The organism is Parageobacillus thermoglucosidasius, from assembly GCF_001295365.1.
Classification (GTDB): domain Bacteria; phylum Bacillota; class Bacilli; order Bacillales; family Anoxybacillaceae; genus Parageobacillus; species Parageobacillus thermoglucosidasius.
Map to the genome: position 1 here is coordinate 2,479,964 of NZ_CP012712.1, position 19,535 is coordinate 2,499,498.

Sequence of the window (19,535 nt, forward strand, 5' to 3'; positions counted from 1 at the left end):
TTAGGTGGTGACAATGGAGCGACAGTACGATTTTACTGAAGGCAACATTGCCAAACAGCTGGTCGTGTTTTCATTTCCGATCATATTTGCGAATTTATTGCAAGTTTCTTATCAATTTATTGACAGCTTTTGGGTCGGCAATTTGCTTGGAGCGGATTCCCTTGCAGCGGTCGCGGTGGCGGGCACGGTCATTTATACGATTTTATCATTTATTATCGGCATGAATAACGCCGCTTTGACCATTTTATCACAACAAAAAGGAAAAAATGACAATGAAGGATTAAAGAGGTATGTCAACGCGTTTATCGTGTTGTTGACAGGATTGTCGGTTATCATGGGGATTTTCGGTTTTTTTGCTTCCGCGCCGATTTTGCGCTGGATCGGGACGCCGAAAGAAATAATGGAAGAGGCAAGCGAATATTTGCAGATCAATTGCCTTGGCATCGTATTTTTGTTTGGCTATAACTTTATCGGAACGGTATTGCGGGCGCTTGGAGACAGCAAAACGCCGCTTGTATTTGTCATCATGGCGGTTTTGTTAAACGCGGTGCTAGATCCGCTCTTTATTTCATGGCTGGATTTAGGGGTAAGCGGGGCCGCGTATGCGACGATTTTGTCGCAAGGATTGTCATTTGTATGCGGGATGTATGCCATTTTGCGCCGCGGTCTTGTTCCGTTTTCGCTGCCAAAGCTGCCGACAAAAAAAGAAACAGGCCTGATTTTGAAGCTAGGCATTCCGTCAGGATTGCAAATGTCTGTCATTTCGGCGGGAATCGCTGCGATTATGAGCGTTGTCAATTCTTTTGGCGAAAGCGTCGTTGCCGGGTTCAGCGCGGCTCAGCGCCTTGACAGCATAATTATGCTGCCGGCGCATGCGCTTGGAACGGCTGTCAACAGCATGGCCGGACAAAACATTGGCAAAGGAAATTGGAAGCGGGTTTCTTCCATTGCGGCGTACGGAGTATTGTATAATATGGCAGTCACGGGTTTCATTATTATTTTGATTTACGCGTTCGCCGCGCCGGCTGTTCGCCTTTTCATTGAAGAGTCGGATGCGGTCCGTTTCGGCACGGAATATTTGCGGCTGATCGGCTGGTTTTATCCGTTTTTAGGCATTAATTTTGTGTTAAACGGCATTGTGCGGGCATCCGGAGCGATGTACCAAGTGCTTGTGTTGAACATTATTTCGTTTTGGGTGCTGCGTTATCCGCTTACGTTTCTTTGCTCTAAGTTTGCCGGAGAAAACGGCATTGCGCTTGGAATGGGGATTAGCTTTGTGGTCAGCAGCGTCATTGCGTTTTCGTATTACCGGTTTGGCAGCTGGAAAAATAAGAAGCTGTTTGCGCATTGAACATGTTGTTTGCGGCGGCAAACGTTGCTCGTTTCAAGTGGGCAAACAAAAGGGCTGATTGGAAGCGTTTCGGCTTTCCGGTCAGCCTTTTTCTTTGCTTGCTTAAACGGATAGCGGCGGTATACCCGTTTGTTGTCGTGAATGCTTTGGCAGTCCTCGGGTTTGCAAATCACCCGAAAGGCATTTCTTTTTATTGGTTTAGGAGCAAACGGGCGATGATGGAGAGCTGCAACGCTTATCATGGATGAATGCAGTCCGGGGATTTATGAAGAAAGAAGCGGCACAGAGCGTTTTTATTTTCCAAGGCTTAAGTTTGCTGGACTTGGGAGTCGGATTTAACACAAACATGAAGACTTGGCCGGGTGAATGTTGTATAAACTAAAAAAGACACTGTACAAAATTTATAAAAAATTAACAGTCATTTAGCAGAAAATAAGCGGTTGGCTGCTATGATTTTTAAAAAGGAGTGGAAAAACAAGGAAAGGGGCAATAAGGAAATGAGATTTTCCTCAAAATGGCGAAAAGCGGCTTTCCCTGCATTAATGTTATCGGCTATGATTGCTTCCGGAAATGTGTTGGCGGATGGAAAAGCCGGAGGAGTAAAAACGGATGCGCATCCATATCGTTATATTGATGTGCAGCTGTTAGGCGTTAACGATTTTCACGGGCAGCTTGATGTGACAAGAAAGGTCGGAGGAAAAGCGGCCGGAAGAGCGGATTATTTAGCTGCGTATTTGAAACAGCGGGAGGCGGAAAACAAAAATACGCTTCTTGTGCACGCAGGGGATGCGGTCGGAGCTAGCTCGCTTGTATCGGCGCTGCTGCAAGATGAGCCAACGATCGAATTTTTAAATAAACTGGGCTTTGATGTCGGAACGCCCGGAAACCACGAGTTTGATGAAGGGGTTGACGAAATGCTTCGTCTGATTTATGGCGGAATCCATCCCAAAACCGGCTTTTTTCGTGGTGCGGACTTTCCATACGTAAGCGCGAATGTCATCGATAAAAAGACAGGCAAACCGATTCTTCCGCCTTATGTTATTAAAAAAGTGAAAGGGGTGCCAATTGGCTTTATCGGAGTGACGCTGTCCGACGCGCCAAATATCGTTGCTCCAAGCGGTGTGGCAGGGGTTTCGTTTACGGATGAAGCACAAGCGATTAACAAAGCGGTGAAACAGTTAAAACGGCAAGGGGTGCGCGCCATCGTCGTCCTTGCCCATAATCCAGGTATTTCTAATACAGATGGTTCCAATGCGAGTGGCGAAGTTACAGAAATTGCGAAAAAAGTAGATGATGAAGTAGATGTCATCTTTGCCGGCCATAACCACGCGTATTTAAATGCGGAAGTGGACGGCAAACTGCTGGTGCAGTCATATTCTTACGGAACCGCTTTTTCCGATGTCGATATAAAAATTGACACGAAAACAAAAGACATCGTTGCGAAAAAAGCGGAAATCGTCACTACTTATCAAGACGGCATCAAGCCGGATGCGGAGATTACGAAGCTCATCAACAAGTATGGAGAAAAGATCGCGCCGATGATTAACCGGGTAGTCGGCACGGCGAAAATAACGATTACCGATAAGCAAAATGCAAGCGGTGAATCGGCATTAGGAAATTTGATTGCGGACGCGCAGCGGTCGGTGATGAAAACCGACTTCGCCTTTATGAATCCTGGTGGCATTCGCGCCGATATTGAGCAAGGGGATGTGACGTGGGGAGAACTGTATAATGTGCAGCCGTTTGGCAATCCGTTAGTTAAAATGACGCTCACGGGAGAACAAATCCGCAAACTGTTAAATCAACAATGGCAGCCGGAGCAAACGCGCATGCTGCAAATTTCCGGCCTCACGTATACTTGGGATGCAAGCAGGCCGATAGGGGACAAAGTCGTTGATATTTATTTGCCACACGGTGCAAAACTCTATCCAAATGCGGAATATACTGTTACGGCAAACCGTTTTCTCGCTGATGGAGGGGATCATTTTACAGTATTTACAGAAGGAAAAAACCGCGAGGAAGGACCGGGCGATTTGAATGCGCTCATCACTTATATTCAACAGCTGCCGCAGCCGTTTGCTGCCAGCATCGAAGGGCGCATACAAAAGCTGCGGTAAAAAGGAAGCTGGTTCCAACACGAAATTGGAACCAGCTTTTTTATGTTACGCTTTTTGCTCGAACAGTTTGATAATTTCAATAATCACATTCGTCGCTTTGATCATGTTATCAACGGAGATATATTCATAGCGGCCGTGAAAGTTTTCGCCGCCGGTGAAAATGTTTGGCGTCGGCAGCCCCATGTAAGATAGCTGCGAACCGTCCGTTCCTCCGCGGATCGGTGAAATTTTCGGCTCAATATTTAAGTTTTTCATCGCCTCATAGGCGATATCGACGATTTCGCGGACCGGCTCAATTTTTTCGCGCATGTTATAATATTGGTCTTTGATCTCGATCACAATCCGCTCTTTTCCGTATGTTTTTTGCAAGTTTGCCGCGATTTCCTGCATTTTCGCTTTGCGCGCTTCAAATTGCTGGCGGTCAAAGTCGCGGATAATGTAGTGAAGCGTTGTTTCTTCGACATTTCCTTGGAAGGAAAGCAAATGATAAAATCCCTCGTATCCTTCCGTATGTTCCGGCGCCTCGTTGGCAGGAAGCTGCCCGTGGAATTCCATTGCCATTTTCATCGAGTTAATCATTTTGCCTTTGGCTGTGCCTGGATGAACGTTTTTTCCTTTGATTGTGATTTTCGCTTCTGCGGCGTTGAAGCTTTCATATTCCAATTCGCCGAGCGGCCCGCCGTCGACCGTGTAGGCAAATTTGGCGCCAAATTTAGCGACATCAAACTTATGCGGGCCTCTGCCGATTTCTTCATCTGGTGTAAAGGCGACGCGCACTTTGCCGTGTTTAATTTCCGGGTGCTGGATTAAGTAGGCCATCGCCGTCATAATTTCCGCGATTCCCGCTTTATTATCCGCGCCAAGCAGCGTTGTGCCGTCGGTGGTGATAAGCGTGTGGCCTTTATAATTGGCCAATTCCGGAAAATCTTTCGGCGACAGGACAATGTTTAACGATTTGTTTAAGACGATATCGCCGCCGTCATAGTTTTCGACGATTTGCGGTTTAACGTTGGCGCCGGTAAATTCAGTCGCTGTGTCCATATGTGCTAAAAAGCCGATCGTCGGTACCTCTTTCTCGGTATTTGCCGGCAGCGTTGCCATCACATATCCGTTTTCATCCATTGTCACTTCTTCCATGCCGATGGCCTTTAGTTCTTCCACCAACATGTTTCCAAGCTCAAGCTGCCCGGGAGTGGAAGGGCAAGTGTCGCTGTTCGGGTCAGATTGCGTGTTGACTTTAACGTATTTCGTAAAGCGTTCGATGATTTCCTGTTTCATGAAGTCTCTCTCCTTGCTATTTGCTATCTTTTTCCGTTTTTATTTTATCATAAAGAGGTTGTGCAAATAAAAAACTTTGTTGCATAAAAAATGGTAGACAGAATTTATATAAAAATTGTATACTTAATACAAAATCGCATATAAAAAATATACGATTCATCTTCGGGGCAGGGTGAAATTCCCGACCGGCGGTGATGAAGCCAATGCGCTTCTCAGCCCGCGAGCCGTTTTGGCACGATCCGGTGCGATTCCGGAGCCGACAGTATAGTCTGGATGGGAGAAGATGAAGGTTTGCCGGCGTTCGATGCTGCGCGCTCGAACGTCTATTTGAGCTTGCCTCTTTCTCCCTTAAGTGTGAAACTTAAGGGTTTTTTATTTAGCAGCGCTCAAGGTGGCAGCCTTCTTCTTGTGAGGATGAATCACGAGAAGGGGAGGAGAATGGATGATGAAAAAACTGAATATCCGCTCGTTTGTCTTAATAGGTGTATTTAGCGCCGTCTCGTATTTGCTGATGCTGTTAAACTTTCCGCTTCCGCCGTTTCCAAACTTTTTATTGGTCGATTTCAGCGATATTCCGGCATTGCTTGCTGCGATTTTATACGGCCCACTGGCAGGAGTGTTCGTTGAATTGCTGAAAAACGTGCTGAATTATTTCATCACCGGCAGCCCTACCGGTATCCCAGTCGGGCATATCGCTAATTTCATGGCTGGGGTTACGTTTATTTTGCCGACGTATTATGTGTACCGCAAAACAAAATCAAAAAAAGGCATGCTGTTTGGATTGGCCGCTGGCACCGCTGTCATGGCACTGGTGATGAGCGTATTGAATTATTACGTATTTTTGCCGGCATATACGCTCTTTCTGGGCGCTCCGGCAATGAGCGCGCCGGAAACAAAAGCGCTCGTCGTTTCTGCCATCTTGCCGTTTAATGCGGTAAAAGGCGCCATGATTGCCGCCGTCTTTATGCTTCTGTTTGCACGGCTCAGCCAGTGGCTACAAAAGCAAACAGCAGTCAACCGCGTTTAGTCATAATAAGAGGACCCTTCCTGAGCGAAGCGGTCCTCGTTTTTTGTTCGGAAAGCTTTGTCACCATAACTTGAATGCGTCAGCTGGATCAGCAAAACGTTCTTCTTTAAACGGATTGGCGGTCATCGAATAGCCGCGCTGTTCCCAATATCCCGGCTCATCTTTTTTCATAAACCGGATGCCTGACGCCCATTTCGCCCCTTTCCATAAGTAAAACGATGCAGGCGGAATAAAGCGAAGCGGGTAGCCATGCTTTGGAGAGATATCCTGCCAGTCATGATGCTTGTCTTTCCAGCGGTACACAAACAATGCGTCATCACCCATAAGCGCTTCAAGCGGCAAGTTTGCCGAATAGCCGAAACGGTCCCCGTTTAAATAGCCGTAAATTTTCACGTATTTCACATCCGGATCCAGCTCGACAAAGCGCAAAAATTCGCGAAAAGCGATCCCTTCAAAAGTTGTATCAAACTTCGACCATGTCGTTACGCAATGCATATCGATCGTCGATACCGTTTTGGGCAGCTCCATTACTTGTGAATAGGAGAGGGAGATTTCTTTTTTTACATCCCCAAACAGCCGAAACTCCCATGTCTGTTCGTCGAATTGGTATACATCTCCCTCATGAAGAATCGGCCATTTTTCTGTTTCAAATTGCCCCGGTGGCAGCTGTTTTGCCATCTATGTGCACCCTTTCTATGTATTTTGTTTGTATTCAATAATACGGCGAAAAAATGGCATATGCAACTATATTGGCAGGAAACAATCAGATGCTTACCGAATAGATCATATCGAAAGAAAGAAGGTGATTAGCCCGCGATGGCAATATTTATTTGGAAATATCATACATAGTTTTGGGGACCAGATATGGCAAACGCATCGCCCAAAAGCTTGCTGAGTAGAAAATGTAATTAGATGATTTAGAAAATGAGGGGATCGATCGCAGTGGACTTTTACATCGATAGAGATTTATCCAAAGCGAATTGGCGGGAAATGAAAGATGTGTACGAATCCGTTGGCTGGACAAAACATACAGAAGAAGTCATCCAGCGGGTATTTCAAGCAAGCAATGTCATTGCACTTGCCTTTTATGACGGCCGCATCGTTGGATTTGGCCGCGCGCTTTCCGATGGCGTGTTTAATGCCGCGGTTTATGATGTTGTTGTTCATCGCGATTTTCAAAAGCGTGGCATCGGGAAAGCAATCGTCGAAGATTTGCTTGCCCAACTTAGCCATGTTTCTTGTGTTCATTTAATTGCGACAACCGGAAACGAGCCGTTTTACCAGCAAACAGGGTTTAAAAAAATGAAAACGGCGATGGGGCGGTATCGGAGCTGTGATTTAGCAAGGGAATATTTGGAGGAAGAGGAGAAAAGATGAACATAAGGCATGTCACAGTAGACGATGCGGAAGCATTGGCGCATCTTATCTTGCAAGTAGAGAAAGAATCGGAGTTTATGTTGTTTGAGGCAGGGGAACGAACGCTTGATGCCGAGCAGCAGCGAGGCCAAATCGAAGCAATGCAGAATGTGGAAAACTCAACGATATTGGTGGCAGAGGCGGAAGGAAAGCTAGTCGGATATTTAGCTGCAAGGGGCGGGCGCGCCAGAAGAAATAAACATACGGTATATATTGTCATTGGCGTACTGGCTTCGCATAGAGGAAAAGGCGTCGGTACGCTACTATTTACCGAATTGGAACGATGGGCGAGGACAAAAGGCATCCATCGCTTGGAACTAACGGTAGTCGCTGACAATCAACGGGCGATATCGTTGTATCGTAAAATGGGATTTGAACAGGAAGGAATCAAACGGCATTCTCTGCTGATAAACGGCAAATATGTGGATGAATATTACATGGCAAAATTATTGTAATTCGGAGGAAACGAAATGGAACGCGTTCATTTTTTGGCACAAAGCTGCTTTCATGAACAAGCAGAAAAAACGTTTTTGGAACAGAAAGAAAAAATTTTGCGCCTGCTGCCGGAAGCGGATGTGCAGCATGTCGGCAGCACGGCGGTTCCCAACAGCCTCACCAAAGGAGATCTTGACATTCAAGTGCGGGTTCCTGCGGAAATGTTTACCGCTGCTGTGGAGAAACTATCCACTTTATATGGAATCAACGAAGGAAGCGTGCAAACGGACTATTTCCGCGCGTTTCAAGATGATGCGACCGATCCGCCATTAGGTGTCCAGCTAACTGTCGTTGATTCCGAGCTCGACGTTTTTTGGAAATTTCGCGAGGTGCTGCTGGCTTATGATGCGTATAGGGCGGAATACGACGAATTGAAAAAGGCGTATGAAGGCAAAAGCATGGAAGCGTACCGGAAAGCGAAACAACGATTTTTCGCACGCCTGATGGAAACACCGGAATTTAAGAACTTGTGAGGATGGGGAAAATATTGTTGTCACCAATACAATGCCATATTTTGAAATAAATCAATGATCTGTTAGGCAAATTACGAATGAAAAATGAACGGAGGAGAAAGCATGAAACATAAACAAATAAAACCATTTCCAGACAACTTTTTCTTTGATGTGTTTTAAGATGGGCAAGGCGGCAAGAAAATTTTTGCCGCCTATTATGATTTGAAAACAATTGTTATGCTACGACTTTGGTAAATTCCCATTCGATGGCGGTGCAGAAAGTTCCCGCCTTTAGCCTGGCGGGGCAAGTTTGTTATAGAAGTGTAATGTAAATGGACTGTCAAAGTTCTGTCTGGTTTAGGTAGACAAAAGAGATTTCAACATGATATAATTTTCTTAAAATTTTTTATTGTTACATTATAATTATTATTCTAAATAAAACAAAAGAAAAAGTATATTTCACCAAAACAGTTCATTTTTTATTCAATGTGAATCGAAAAAAGGAGGGATTGTAATGGGGGAGGCTAGGAAAGGAGCAGTTATGGAGGCGGCGCTGGATCATTTGTTGGTGGAAAAGCTTTCAGATCCGCGAACGATGGAACAACTAATCCGCCTGCTCGATAGGCTGGAGAATGTAACCTTTCTGCTAGATATGCTGGAAAATTTCCTTCGGCGCGGACCAGAATTTGCTGATTCGATTAATGAACTTATTATTCTTTTGCGGCAAAGCTTATCTAGGCCAGAATATGTTACACGTTTTGAGCATGCTTTAACCGCGCTGCAGCGAATGCAAGAATTCCTCGATTCTCCGCAAGTCCAAGAGCTGTTCAAATCGGATGTTTTGGATGTGCGTTCGGCGCAAATCATTGGAAAAATGCTTCGTTCATTGCATGAGGCTTCTAAAGAGACGGCGGAGACAGAAACAAAACGCGTGGGAATCATTGGTCTGATGCGGGCGTTAAGTGATCCTGAAATGCAGCCGACGCTTAATTTTTTCCTTCATTTTGTGCGGCACTTGTCAAAGGAGCTCAACGATGCATGAGTTATCTATTGCCAACAGCTTAGCGGAACTAGCGATGGAAGCGGCGGAAAATTCGGGAATAAAGCAAGTAAAAGCGCTGTATTTAAAGCTCGGCGCTTTGTCAGGAGTCGTAAAAGAAGCTTTAGAATTTTCCTTCGATGTGGCCGTCCAAGGGACTTCTTTAGAAGGAGCAAAATTGATCATTGAAGATGTTCCCGTGTCAGTTTTTTGTCCCGACTGCCAAGAAGAGCGGATTTTGCCCGAACCGTTTCCTATGCGTTGCCCTGTGTGCGGGACGAAAACAGGACAAGTGCTCGCAGGGCGGGAGATAGAATTATATGCTTTGGAAGGAGGGGGAGAAAATGACGGAGCTGAATCCTCGAATTGTGGAAATTCGCCAGAACGTTTTGAAGAAAAATGACCTTCTTGCCAGAGAATTAAGAAAGCGGTTTCAAAAAACAGGCGTTTATGTCGTCAATCTCGTTTCCAGCCCTGGAGCGGGAAAAACGACATTGCTTACAGAAGCGCTCACCCGCCTTGGCCGACGACATCAAGTGGCCGCTTTAGTCGGCGATTTGGCTACGGAAAACGACGCGGATCGCTTGCGACAAAGCGGGGCAAAAGTACGCCAAATTACAACCGGCACCGTTTGCCATCTCGAAGCGGAAATGATCGAGCGAGCGTTGCAAGATTGGGACTTGGAAAAAATCGATTTTCTTTTTATTGAAAATGTCGGAAATCTTGTCTGCCCCGCAAGTTATGACTTAGGAGAAAACCAGCGTGTTGTTCTTTTTTCCGTGACAGAGGGCGAGGACAAACCGGTAAAATATCCTACCATTGTCAACAGTGCTGATGCAGCGATCATTACAAAAATTGATTTAGCGGAAGCGGTAGGGTTTCAACGAAACCGTTTTTATGAAGCGTTGCATGAGGTGCGGCCAGACATTCGCATTTATGAAGTTTCTGCTCGCACCGGTGAAGGAATCGATGAATGGATTTCGCGTTTAGAGGCGGACAAATCAGCATTTCTTATGTCTAGTTCTGTATAGAAACATTGTTGTTTCAAAGTAGTGAAAGAAGGTTTCATTAAGCCAGATGGAAAGCGGTCATCCCTTAACAAAAGGTCAAAAAAATTGAACAAGTTTTATGCGCATAGTCTTAAAAGGCTCATATTTTTGGAGGTGAAGAAAGTGGTAAATCTCCTTTGGATGCACGGCGGTGCGTGCAATGGAAACACTCAATCGTTTTTAAATGCGGAAGAACCGACAGTCATTGATTTAGTGACCGATTTCGGCATTAACATTTTGTATCATCATTCTTTGTCGATGGAGTTTGGCGAGCAAGTCCGCCGCCTTTATGAGCAAATTCTTAATGACGAAATCCCGCTGGATATCTTGGTGGTAGAAGGGACAATCATTCAAGGGCCTAACGGAACAGGGCACTATGATATGCTTATGGACCGCCCGAAAAAAGACTGGATTTGGGATTTTTCCCATAAAGCGCAATACGTTGTCGCCATCGGTGACTGTGCATGCTGGGGAGGAATTCCGGCGACAAAACCGAACCCGTCTGAGTCGATCGGGCTTCAATACATGAAAGAAGAACGCGGGGGATTTCTCGGAGCACAGTTCCGTTCGAAAGCAGGATTGCCAGTCATTAATATTCCTGGTTGTCCGGCTCATCCTGACTGGGTGACACAAATTCTGGTGGCGATTGCCACTGGCCGTCTGGAAGACGTTGTTTTAGACGATCTTCAACGTCCGCAAACGTTCTTTAAAACGTTCACCCAAACGGGCTGTACGCGTGTGCAGTATTTCGAGTGGAAAGAACCGGTCGAAGAATTTGGACAAGGCACGCGCAAAGGCTGTCTCTTCTATGAACAAGGATGTCGCGGTCCAATGACTCATTCGCCATGCAACCGCATTCTTTGGAATCGCCAATCGTCCAAAACTCGGGCAGGAATGCCTTGCATTGGCTGTACGGAGCCTCAATTCCCGTTCTTTGATTTAGCGCCGGGAACGGTGTTTAAGACGCAAAAAGTTCTCGGATCCATTCCGAAAGAAGTGCCGCAAGGAAGCGATCCGCTCAGCTACTCTGTTAATGCGGCATTGGCGCGGGCGGTGGCGCCGAAATGGGCGAAAGAGGATATGTTTGTTCCATGATAAAACGAAGCTCGCGATTTGCATTATTGGGATAAAGTGGGGACGGCAGAGCTGGAGCACCGATGAAGTGTTTATCGATGCTGCTGAATGAAACGAGAAGGTGTATGGAAGAACGATGTTTTGCGTTAGAAATTGCCGATTTCCATGCGTAAAGATGCAGATGTCCTTTTATATGGAAACCATTTAAGAAACGAGGTGCTTAAAGAGAATGAAAAAGCAAGGGGCGATTATAAAAACAAACAAAATGGAAGTGAAAGTACATTCTCTAGGGCGTGTGGAAGGAGATTTGGACGTAAAAGTAGCCATTGAAGATGGCGTCGTTGTGGACGCTTGGACGGAAGCAACGATGTTCCGCGGATTTGAGATGATTTTAAAAGGAAAAGATCCGCAAGCCGGTTTGATTGTTACTCCTCGGATTTGCGGCATTTGCGGCGGAAGCCATCTCACGAAAGCGGTTTATGCGCTTGATACCGCCTGGGGCACGGAAGTACCGCCGAATGCGACGCTTATCCGCAATATTGCCCAAGCGGCGGAAACGATTCAAAGCATTCCTCGTTGGTTTTATGCTTTGTTTGCGATCGGTTTAACGCATCAAAATTACGCCTCTTCTAAGTTGTATGATGAAGTGGTTCGTCGGTGGGCTCCTTTTGAGGGAGAACATTATGAAATCGGCGTCACTGTTTCAGCAAAACCAGTGGAAATTTACGCAATCTTTGGCGGCCAATGGCCACATTCTAGCTTCATGGTGCCTGGAGGAGTCGTCAGTGCGCCGACATTGTCCGATATTACTCGCTCTATCGCGATTTTGGAATATTATCGGGAAACTTGGTTGGAGAAAATTCTTCTTGGTTGTTCCGCTGAGCGCTGGCTGGAAAACAAAAGTTGGAACGACGTTCTTGCATGGCTGGATGAGAAGCCGGAGCACCGCAATTCTGATCTTGGCTTATTCATTCGCTACAGCATGGAAATCGGATTGGACAAATACGGAGCGGGGCCGGGACGCTATTTAGCCGCTGGAAGCTTTTTTAATCCGCAGCAATACCGTTATCCGACGATTGAAGGACGCAACGCTGCGCTGATTTCCCGTTCCGGAATATTTGATGGAGAGAAATTCCATGATTTTGACCAAGCACGGATACGGGAGGATCACACCCATTCTTTCTATCGCGGCAGCGGTGTTTATCATCCGTTTGAGGGGGTAACCGATCCGGTGGATCCGTTTGAAGGACGAAAAGAAGGAAAATATACGTTTGCCAAAGCGCCACGTTATGATATTCCAGGCATTGGAGAAACTCCGCTGGAGGTTGGTCCGTTGGCTCGCCAAGTAATTGCTGGCCGTCCTGGTGCTGAGGAATGGCAAGATTATGATCCTCTCTTTTTGAATATGATTAAAGAAATCGGGCCAAGTGCAATGGTTCGCGTGCTGGCTCGCCTTCACGAAGCCGCGAAATATTATTTGCGCATGAGGGAATGGCTGAAGCAAATCGATTTGAACGAAAAGTTTTATATCAAGCCGAAAGAATTGCCTGAAGGACGCGGATTCGGAGCGACGGAAGCGGCGCGCGGCGCTTTGGCTGATTGGATTCAAATTAAAGACGGAAAAATTGAAAATTATCAAGTTATCACGCCAACCGCATGGAACATTGGGCCAAGAGATCGTCATGGCCAGCGCGGGCCTATCGAAACAGCGATGATCGGCGTACCTATTAAAAATCCTGAAGATCCGGTCGAATTGGCTCATATTGCCCAAAGCTATGATTCGTGTCTTGTTTGTACCGTCCATGCTTATGACGCCAAGTCGCATAAAGAGTTAGCCAAATATGAAGTGGTGAAAATGTGCTGATAGCTTGAATATATGGTGTTTGCGATGAAGCGTTTTTCTGCCGTGCCAGCATATCAGCGGGTGCTGACATGCAACTTTTATCTAATAGCCAAGTAAAACAGCGAAATAAATAAAGAATGGTAATGAGAATGATAGGTTTTTGAACTGGCACGTTTGCAGAAGGAGGAATTCGTGTATGACCGTTATTATTGGATGTGGCAATTTGCTTCGGAGCGATGATGGTGCGGGACCTATGCTGATCCGCAAATTGTGGGAACAGGGGGTCCCTCCGGGAGTCCGTTTGGCTGATGGCGGAACTGCTGGCATGGATGTCGCTTTTCAAATCGGGGATGCCGATGAACTGATTCTTGTAGATGCCTGTAAGTCAGGAGCTGAGCCAGGCACGATTTTTGAAATTCCCGGTGAAGAGGTGGAAACTCCTCCGCTAAAAGATGTCAATCTTCACAATTTCCGCTGGGATCATGCGATTGCCTTAGGTCGGTGGCTTCTAAAAAGCCGATTTCCGAAGAAAGTGACCGTTTTCCTGATCGAAGCTGAAAACTTATCGTACGGATTTGGATTGTCTCCAACGGTGGAAGCCGCTTTGGATCGTTTGACGGAGGAGTTGCTTCAACGTTTGGGAGGGAAAAAAAGTGAAGCTTGAACTGACGTCAACGGGCTATCTGCATATTCCCGCCGAAGAAGCGGTGCGGTTCCCTACGGGAACCGCCATCGCTTTAGTGCGTGGCGGAGAACTATGGGTGATGCCAGTAAGTCATTTAGGAGCAGGCGGATTACTGTTAAAACTGCGCAATTCTCGCGGAGATCGAAGCATATTTGTCCAAGAGTTTTTGCCTGAAGGAGTGGCGCCGGGAATTCGCGATGCGGTATGGGATGAGCAATATGGAGCGCTTCGCATACCGCTTTTTTGTTCTGATGTGATGACGGAGAAATAAAAGCGTATAGCCCAAAAGCCCGTGACTGGAGGGATCGCGATGAAGCGGAACACCGTTTTGCACCGGGCCGGCAGGGCGCTAAACACCAGTGAAGTGTTTGTTCATGATGATTTAACAGAACAAAAGGGAGTGTTTGCACGCAGGTATGAAAGAACTTTCCGGTTTTTTCACCGTTTAGAGGTTCAGTTTTCGTTTTCACATTATAAAAGGGGGAATAACAGGTGATGCAGCCACAGCCAATCGGTGTTTTTCCTGGAGCAGCAGGTTTTTTTCTTTTACCACTTGTTCCGGAAGCAGATCGACTCATACCCCTTCTTCTCCGCGGACATGTCCCGGATAGTTGGCCGGAGAGCTGGTGTTTTTTTGCAGCGGCGATTGAAGGAAAAAGCGAAGATGAGGTGTTAGCGTTATTGCCGGAAGGGCCGGAAGCTGCATACAACCGTTTTATTTTGGATCCACAAGCACATACGTATACGTTGGCAAAAGAAGTGATCTCAGGGGATTTCACCCTTCTTTTGGATGCAGTGGCATGGCGCCTTAAATTGTGTGAAACTCCCCCGCCGCTTGGTGATACTGCAGGAGAAATACGGGCGTTTTTACTGGCAACTCAAGCATATGATGCGTTTCAACGAAAAGGTTGGCCGACGGGGCTTTCGTTTCTTTTTGAAGCTGCCGCTGTAGCAGAGGACGTGTCTCCTGTTTTTTCCGCTCGGCTTTATGCAGAATGGGCGGCAACAAAACAAATGCTTGGTGATCATGGAAAGGAAACGGTGGAAGGATACCAAAAAGCCCTCGCTCTTTTAGAAACGTCGTCGTTTCAGGAAGCAAGAGCGGAGCTGTGGTTTCAATTAGGTTCAGTGTATCAAACTGGCGCCGGAGGACGGAAAAGTTCTCTTCTAGAAGCAGCCAGATGTTATCATGAAGCACTGAAAGTATATCGAAAAGATACTTATCCAGAAGAGTATGCTACTGTTCATATGAATCTTGCATTAGCGTATTTGGCCATGCCGGCTTTAGACCGCAGCGCCTATTTGCGCACAGCGGCAGCAATTCAGTCGTTAAGGGAAGCGTTGCGCATTTTCAAAAAAGATACACACCCGGAACTTTGGGCAAGCGCCACGGTCAATCTAGCCAATGCGTTACAGCATGTGAAAACATCCCATCCCGAAGAAAATCTCTGGGAAGCGGTAGCTCTTTATGAAGAGGTGCTTGAAGTGCGCCGCCCTAAGGATGATCCGCTAGGATATGCCCGCGTCTTAGCCAATCAAGGGAATGCTTTGGCACATCTTGGCGCGTTTTCTCGAGCATTACCTCGATTGGAAGAGGCAAGTCGATTGTTTTGCACATATGGAGAACATGAGGCAGCGAATGCCGTCGAAGATGTATTAGCGGAAATCGCCTGTATGCGGAAGCAAGCAGCATCCAATGAAAAAATGGAGCAGTAATGAGAGAGGAAGGGTAGCATGAATCCCCATGAACAGCAATACTTTAATCTTTTGTTAGCTATGGCGGTTGATCGTTTTAGTGAACGCATCATCCAGCGCAATGAGGGGATGCAAAATGCACTAGAACGGCTTCGTGCAAATCCTCAAGGAGAGGGAATATGGCTGAACGAATTTGTGGATGCTTTCTTTCGCGACGCTCTTCTTGACAATCCGGCGGGTTCTTGCTTGATTTTACAGGCTTTAGCCAATCAATATATCAATGATTTTTCTAACATTGCTGGACGTGTGACGGTTGGAGAAATGCTGCAGGAGATGGCCAAACAAACATTTGCCGCTTTATTGCATCGGAAAACTGAAGAAGCGCTTGAGCAATTGTTGGCTTTTGGAGGTGAGTAACCATGAAAGTTCAGCAAGAAGAGAACTTTCAAGCTTTGGCCGAACGGGTGGACCGGGTGTTGGATTCCATTAAGGGATTGCCAGAAGACGCTCGGATGAAGGCGATGGAATTGAAAAAAGCCATCGAAGCGTTTCATGAACATGCTCTTAGAAAGCTCGTCCGTACGTTTCGTGAAACAGAGGAGGGAAAAGAATTGCTGCTAAAGGCAGTGGAAGACCCTTCTATTTATGCAATGTTTTTGCTACACGGAATTATTAAACAAGATTTGTTTACCCGTGTTGCTGTCGCGCTTGAAGAAGTGCGTCCTTATATGCGTTCACATGGAGGCGGCGTGGAACTAGTTGAAGTGGAAGGAAAGACGGCTTATGTTCGCCTCCAAGGAGCCTGTTCCGGCTGTTCGTTATCTGCTGTGACGCTAAAAAACGGGGTTGAGGAAGCGATTAAAGCCCGCGTTCCAGAAATCGAACATGTTGTCATGGTCGAAGAGGAAGTGGCATCCGGCTACTTGCCATTTCACGCCATGAATGATACTGGAAATTTAGAACAAAATGGATGGGTGCAAGGGCCATCCGTTTCGGAGCTGGAAGAAGTGCGTCCTGTTCGCTTTTCGCATGAGGATCATGATATTTTGCTGGTGCGTATGGACAGAAAAGTAATGGCATTTCGCAATCAGTGTCCTCATATGGGCATGCCTCTTGACGGAGGGATGACGGACGGAGCTGTTATTACTTGCCCATGGCACGGATTTCGTTTTGATTTATCCACTGGAGAATGCATGACGGCACCTCATGTGCAGCTAGAACCATTTCCAGTGCGAGTGGAGGATCAGAAAATATGGATACGATTAGGTTGACCGCTTATCCCGAACGGTGGCTGGGGGGACCAGCCCCAGGCGGCCTTACGTTGCCTCCGGCCCAGCCAAACCGGATTTATCTTTATGCACCACGGGGAGTGTATATAGACGATCATGTTGTGATAGTGGCTGACAGCGGCAACCATCGCGTTCTTATTTGGTACGGCTGGCCGGAAAACGATCATGCGCCGGCTGACATCGTTTTAGGTCAGCCTGATTTTGAAACAGAGGGACCAAAATTGTTTCATCTCCCAACTGGCGTTGCAGTCATTGAAGGAAAGTTGTTTGTCGCAGATGCGTGGCACCATCGCCTGCTTATTTGGGAAACATTGCCGGAAATAAATAACCAGCCCCCCGATTATGTCTTAGGACAAGCCGGTTTGTCAGAAACATCCCCTAACCGGGGTGGGAAAGTCAGTCCGATTGGATTTTATTGGCCATATGGTTTTGCCTATACGAACGGATGGTTTTACGTGGCAGATACAGGAAATCGCAGAGTTTTAGGGTGGAAAGGTTTACCGGAAGATGGCCGTGTTCCTGATTTGATTCTTGGACAACCTAATGGCTACGTGAACAGTGAAAATCGGGGGAAAGGCGTAGGCATGGATACATATCGCTGGCCTCACGCTATTGCCGGCGATGGAAATACGTTATATGTTGCGGATGCGGGCAATCACCGCGTCCTTGGTTATACGCCGCCTCCAGAGACAGACCGGCCAGCGGATTTAGTTCTTGGCCAACAAGATTTTACTCAGTCATTTGAACTTCCCCATGTGTCGCAAGGACCCCGGCGCTTCCGGTTTCCTTACGGGATCGCACGCTGTGACAATTTGCTTGCAGTGGCAGATACGGCCAACAACCGCATCCTTCTTTTTACTGAGCTGCCGCGAAAAGGCGCATATCATCCTGCTTCACACGTCATTGGTCAGGCAGATTTCGAAGGAATGGGAGAAAATCGCTGGCAGGCCGTAACAAGGGATTCACTATGCTGGCCGTATGGGATTTGGTGTCATCAACACCGGCTGGCCATCGCTGATTCGGGAAATAACCGTGTCATCATTTGGCGTCTTGAATTCGTGTAAACATAAAACAAGGAATTATCATCTATAAAAGATTTTCGTCGTTTCGAGTGAACTCTTGCTTTATGCAAAATGAAACATCTGAAATTTTGAATTTATCACAAAATGAAGGGGGACGCAGCCATGTGTTTAGCTATTCCAGGGCAAATTGTTGAGATGCTCGACGATGATCGTCATTATGCCGTGGTGGATGTTTGCGGTGTGCGTCGCAAAATTAACATTGATTTATTGAAAAATGAGCGCCTCCTTCTTGGCGATTGGGTGCTCATCCACGTTGGATTTGCGATGAGCAAAATCAGCGAAGAACAAGCGAACGAACAACTGAAATTGCTTAGCATGTTGGATGAATCGGACGAAGCGATAGAGGAAGTGAAAGGTTACCAATTTGATAAAGAAAAAATTTGAACGTGTGAATGCACAACGTTGAGGCTTGATAAAACCAAAACAAGATTGTTTGTCGATGATGATTTGTTCCGTGCAAGGCGAGATGCATGCAGGAGGGCGTTGTTGATCCAAATAGGGGAGGTGTCATTGGATGACGATGATGAAATATGTGGATGAGTTTCGCGACCCGGAGTTAATCCACAAGATATCGGAAGAAATCCACCGTCTCGTTGATCCAAATTATCATTATCGCTTTATGGAAGTTTGCGGAGGACATACTTTTTCTATTTTTCGCTTTGGATTACAACATCTGTTGCCGGAAAATATTGAACTTGTTCATGGACCGGGGTGTCCTGTCTGTGTTCTCCCAATGGGACGCATGGATGATGGGCTGTCGATTGCCCAGCAGCCGAACGTGATTTTTACCGCTTTCGGTGATGTGATGCGCGTTCCCGGAAAACATGGAACGCCTCTCGAACTAAAAGCAAGAGGGGCCGATATCCGTATGGTCTATTCCCCTTTAGATGCTTTAAAAATAGCGATGGATCATCCAGACCGGCAAGTGGTGTTGTTTGCGATTGGTTTTGAAACGACTGCTCCGTCAACGGCATTGACGCTGATGCGCGCTCGGGAACTGGATGTGCCCAATTTTTCGGTATTTTCCAATCATGTTCTCATTATACCGGCGATTCAGGCGATTTTGGATTCTCCGGATATGCGCATTGACGGGTTTATTGGGCCTGGTCATGTTTCATCAGTAATCGGAGCCCATCCTTATGAATTTATCGCGAAAAAATACCGAAAACCGATAGTTATCTCCGGTTTTGAACCGCTGGATTTATTGCAATCGATCTTCATGCTTGTGAAGCAAATGCGTGAAGGGCGGTTTGAAGTGGAAAATCAATATAGCCGTGTCGTTCCATCCGAAGGCAATATTTCTGCGCTTGACGTCATGAAAGAAGTTTTTGAAGTTCGGTCGCTTTTTGAATGGAGGGGACTCGGGACTATTCCACAGTCTGCGCTAAAATTGCGCCCTGAATTCGCCAAATGGGATGCGGAGGTTCGTTTCCAAGTCGAGGGAGCGCGCGTGAACGATCCGCAAATGGCGCAGTGTGGCGAAGTATTAAAAGGTGTGTTAAAACCACATCAATGCAAACTGTTTGGCAAAGAATGCACTCCGGAACATCCTGTCGGGGCTCTCATGGTATCCTCGGAAGGAGCATGCGCCGCCTATTACCATTACGTTCATTTGCAAGATGCATAATAAAAGGGCAGGAAGT

General features: G+C 46.6%; 21 protein-coding genes and 1 riboswitch. Of the genes, 19 read left to right on the top strand and 2 right to left on the bottom strand.

Annotation, left to right across the window (positions count from 1 at the left end; translation table 11 throughout):
* Positions 1 to 13: 13 nt before the first annotated feature.
* Positions 14 to 1,351 (top strand): MATE family efflux transporter, encoded by a 1,338-nt coding sequence (locus AOT13_RS12205; protein ID WP_042384870.1) that lies wholly within the window; start codon positions 14 to 16, stop codon positions 1,349 to 1,351.
* A gap of 497 nt (positions 1,352 to 1,848) precedes the next feature.
* Complete coding sequence (locus AOT13_RS12215; protein ID WP_042384872.1) at positions 1,849 to 3,468, top strand: bifunctional metallophosphatase/5'-nucleotidase; 1,620 nt, start codon at positions 1,849 to 1,851, stop codon at positions 3,466 to 3,468.
* 45 nt (positions 3,469 to 3,513) lie between these two features.
* Here AOT13_RS12215 and pepT read toward each other — a convergent pair whose 3' ends face one another.
* The gene (pepT, locus tag AOT13_RS12220; protein ID WP_013400911.1) at positions 3,514 to 4,746 is read right to left on the bottom strand and encodes a peptidase T; all 1,233 of its coding nucleotides are present in this window, start codon (positions 4,744 to 4,746) and stop codon (positions 3,514 to 3,516) included.
* A 154-nt stretch (positions 4,747 to 4,900) separates the two neighbouring features.
* Positions 4,901 to 5,035: riboswitch (FMN riboswitch) on the top strand.
* 156 nt (positions 5,036 to 5,191) lie between these two features.
* On the opposite strand from pepT, the gene AOT13_RS12225 reads away from it, so the two are divergent.
* A complete protein-coding gene (locus tag AOT13_RS12225) occupies positions 5,192 to 5,773 on the top strand; it encodes an ECF transporter S component (protein WP_003250690.1) in 582 nt (193 codons plus the stop codon).
* 60 nt (positions 5,774 to 5,833) lie between these two features.
* Here the strand turns inward: AOT13_RS12225 and AOT13_RS12230 are convergent, their stop codons facing one another.
* Complete coding sequence (locus AOT13_RS12230; protein WP_003250688.1) at positions 5,834 to 6,451, bottom strand: sulfite oxidase-like oxidoreductase; 618 nt, start codon at positions 6,449 to 6,451, stop codon at positions 5,834 to 5,836.
* Between the two features lie 264 nt (positions 6,452 to 6,715).
* Between AOT13_RS12230 and AOT13_RS12235 the strand changes: the two genes are divergently transcribed.
* The 16 genes from AOT13_RS12235 to hypD all read left to right on the top strand — a co-directional run bounded on the left by AOT13_RS12235 (position 6,716) and on the right by hypD (position 19,519).
* Positions 6,716 to 7,150, top strand: a complete 435-nt coding sequence (locus AOT13_RS12235; RefSeq protein ID WP_042384876.1) for a GNAT family N-acetyltransferase — start codon at positions 6,716 to 6,718, stop codon at positions 7,148 to 7,150.
* Positions 7,147 to 7,644: a GNAT family N-acetyltransferase gene (locus AOT13_RS12240; protein ID WP_003250684.1), complete on the top strand. Its 498-nt coding sequence runs from the start codon at positions 7,147 to 7,149 to the stop codon at positions 7,642 to 7,644. The genes AOT13_RS12235 and AOT13_RS12240 overlap by 4 nt, the downstream gene beginning before the upstream one ends.
* Before the next feature lie 15 nt (positions 7,645 to 7,659).
* Positions 7,660 to 8,157, top strand: coding sequence for a GrpB family protein (locus AOT13_RS12245; protein ID WP_042384879.1), 498 nt, complete (start codon positions 7,660 to 7,662; stop codon positions 8,155 to 8,157).
* Between the two features lie 493 nt (positions 8,158 to 8,650).
* On the top strand, positions 8,651 to 9,178 hold the full coding sequence (locus AOT13_RS12250; RefSeq protein ID WP_042384883.1) for a helical membrane plugin domain-containing protein: 528 nt from the start codon (positions 8,651 to 8,653) through the stop codon (positions 9,176 to 9,178).
* On the top strand, positions 9,171 to 9,578 hold the full coding sequence (gene hypA, locus AOT13_RS12255; RefSeq protein WP_003250672.1) for a hydrogenase maturation nickel metallochaperone HypA: 408 nt from the start codon (positions 9,171 to 9,173) through the stop codon (positions 9,576 to 9,578). Before AOT13_RS12250 ends, hypA begins: the two co-directional genes overlap by 8 nt.
* Complete coding sequence (hypB, locus tag AOT13_RS12260) at positions 9,520 to 10,206, top strand: hydrogenase nickel incorporation protein HypB (RefSeq protein WP_003250670.1); 687 nt, start codon at positions 9,520 to 9,522, stop codon at positions 10,204 to 10,206. Before hypA ends, hypB begins: the two co-directional genes overlap by 59 nt.
* 141 nt (positions 10,207 to 10,347) lie before the next feature.
* Complete coding sequence (locus AOT13_RS12265) at positions 10,348 to 11,319, top strand: NADH-quinone oxidoreductase subunit B family protein (protein ID WP_013400907.1); 972 nt, start codon at positions 10,348 to 10,350, stop codon at positions 11,317 to 11,319.
* Between the two features lie 208 nt (positions 11,320 to 11,527).
* Positions 11,528 to 13,162, top strand: coding sequence for a nickel-dependent hydrogenase large subunit (locus AOT13_RS12270; protein ID WP_013400906.1), 1,635 nt, complete (start codon positions 11,528 to 11,530; stop codon positions 13,160 to 13,162).
* Between the two features lie 175 nt (positions 13,163 to 13,337).
* Positions 13,338 to 13,805, top strand: a complete 468-nt coding sequence (locus AOT13_RS19925; protein WP_013400905.1) for a hydrogenase maturation protease — start codon at positions 13,338 to 13,340, stop codon at positions 13,803 to 13,805.
* The gene (locus AOT13_RS19930; RefSeq protein ID WP_013400904.1) at positions 13,795 to 14,097 is read left to right on the top strand and encodes a hypothetical protein; all 303 of its coding nucleotides are present in this window, start codon (positions 13,795 to 13,797) and stop codon (positions 14,095 to 14,097) included. Before AOT13_RS19925 ends, AOT13_RS19930 begins: the two co-directional genes overlap by 11 nt.
* A gap of 224 nt (positions 14,098 to 14,321) precedes the next feature.
* Positions 14,322 to 15,542, top strand: a complete 1,221-nt coding sequence (locus AOT13_RS12290; protein WP_013400902.1) for a tetratricopeptide repeat protein — start codon at positions 14,322 to 14,324, stop codon at positions 15,540 to 15,542.
* Between the two features lie 18 nt (positions 15,543 to 15,560).
* Positions 15,561 to 15,938, top strand: a complete 378-nt coding sequence (locus AOT13_RS12295; RefSeq protein ID WP_013400901.1) for a hypothetical protein — start codon at positions 15,561 to 15,563, stop codon at positions 15,936 to 15,938.
* Positions 15,939 to 15,940: 2 nt separating this feature from the next.
* Positions 15,941 to 16,792, top strand: a complete 852-nt coding sequence (locus AOT13_RS12300) for a NifU family protein (RefSeq protein ID WP_013400900.1) — start codon at positions 15,941 to 15,943, stop codon at positions 16,790 to 16,792.
* A complete protein-coding gene (locus tag AOT13_RS12305) occupies positions 16,774 to 17,874 on the top strand; it encodes an NHL repeat-containing protein (protein ID WP_003250659.1) in 1,101 nt (366 codons plus the stop codon). The genes AOT13_RS12300 and AOT13_RS12305 overlap by 19 nt, the downstream gene beginning before the upstream one ends.
* A 120-nt stretch (positions 17,875 to 17,994) precedes the next feature.
* On the top strand, positions 17,995 to 18,276 hold the full coding sequence (locus AOT13_RS12310) for a HypC/HybG/HupF family hydrogenase formation chaperone (RefSeq protein ID WP_003250657.1): 282 nt from the start codon (positions 17,995 to 17,997) through the stop codon (positions 18,274 to 18,276).
* Between the two features lie 130 nt (positions 18,277 to 18,406).
* Positions 18,407 to 19,519 (top strand): hydrogenase formation protein HypD, encoded by a 1,113-nt coding sequence (hypD, locus tag AOT13_RS12315; protein WP_013400899.1) that lies wholly within the window; start codon positions 18,407 to 18,409, stop codon positions 19,517 to 19,519.
* The last annotated feature ends 16 nt before the right edge of the window (positions 19,520 to 19,535 follow it).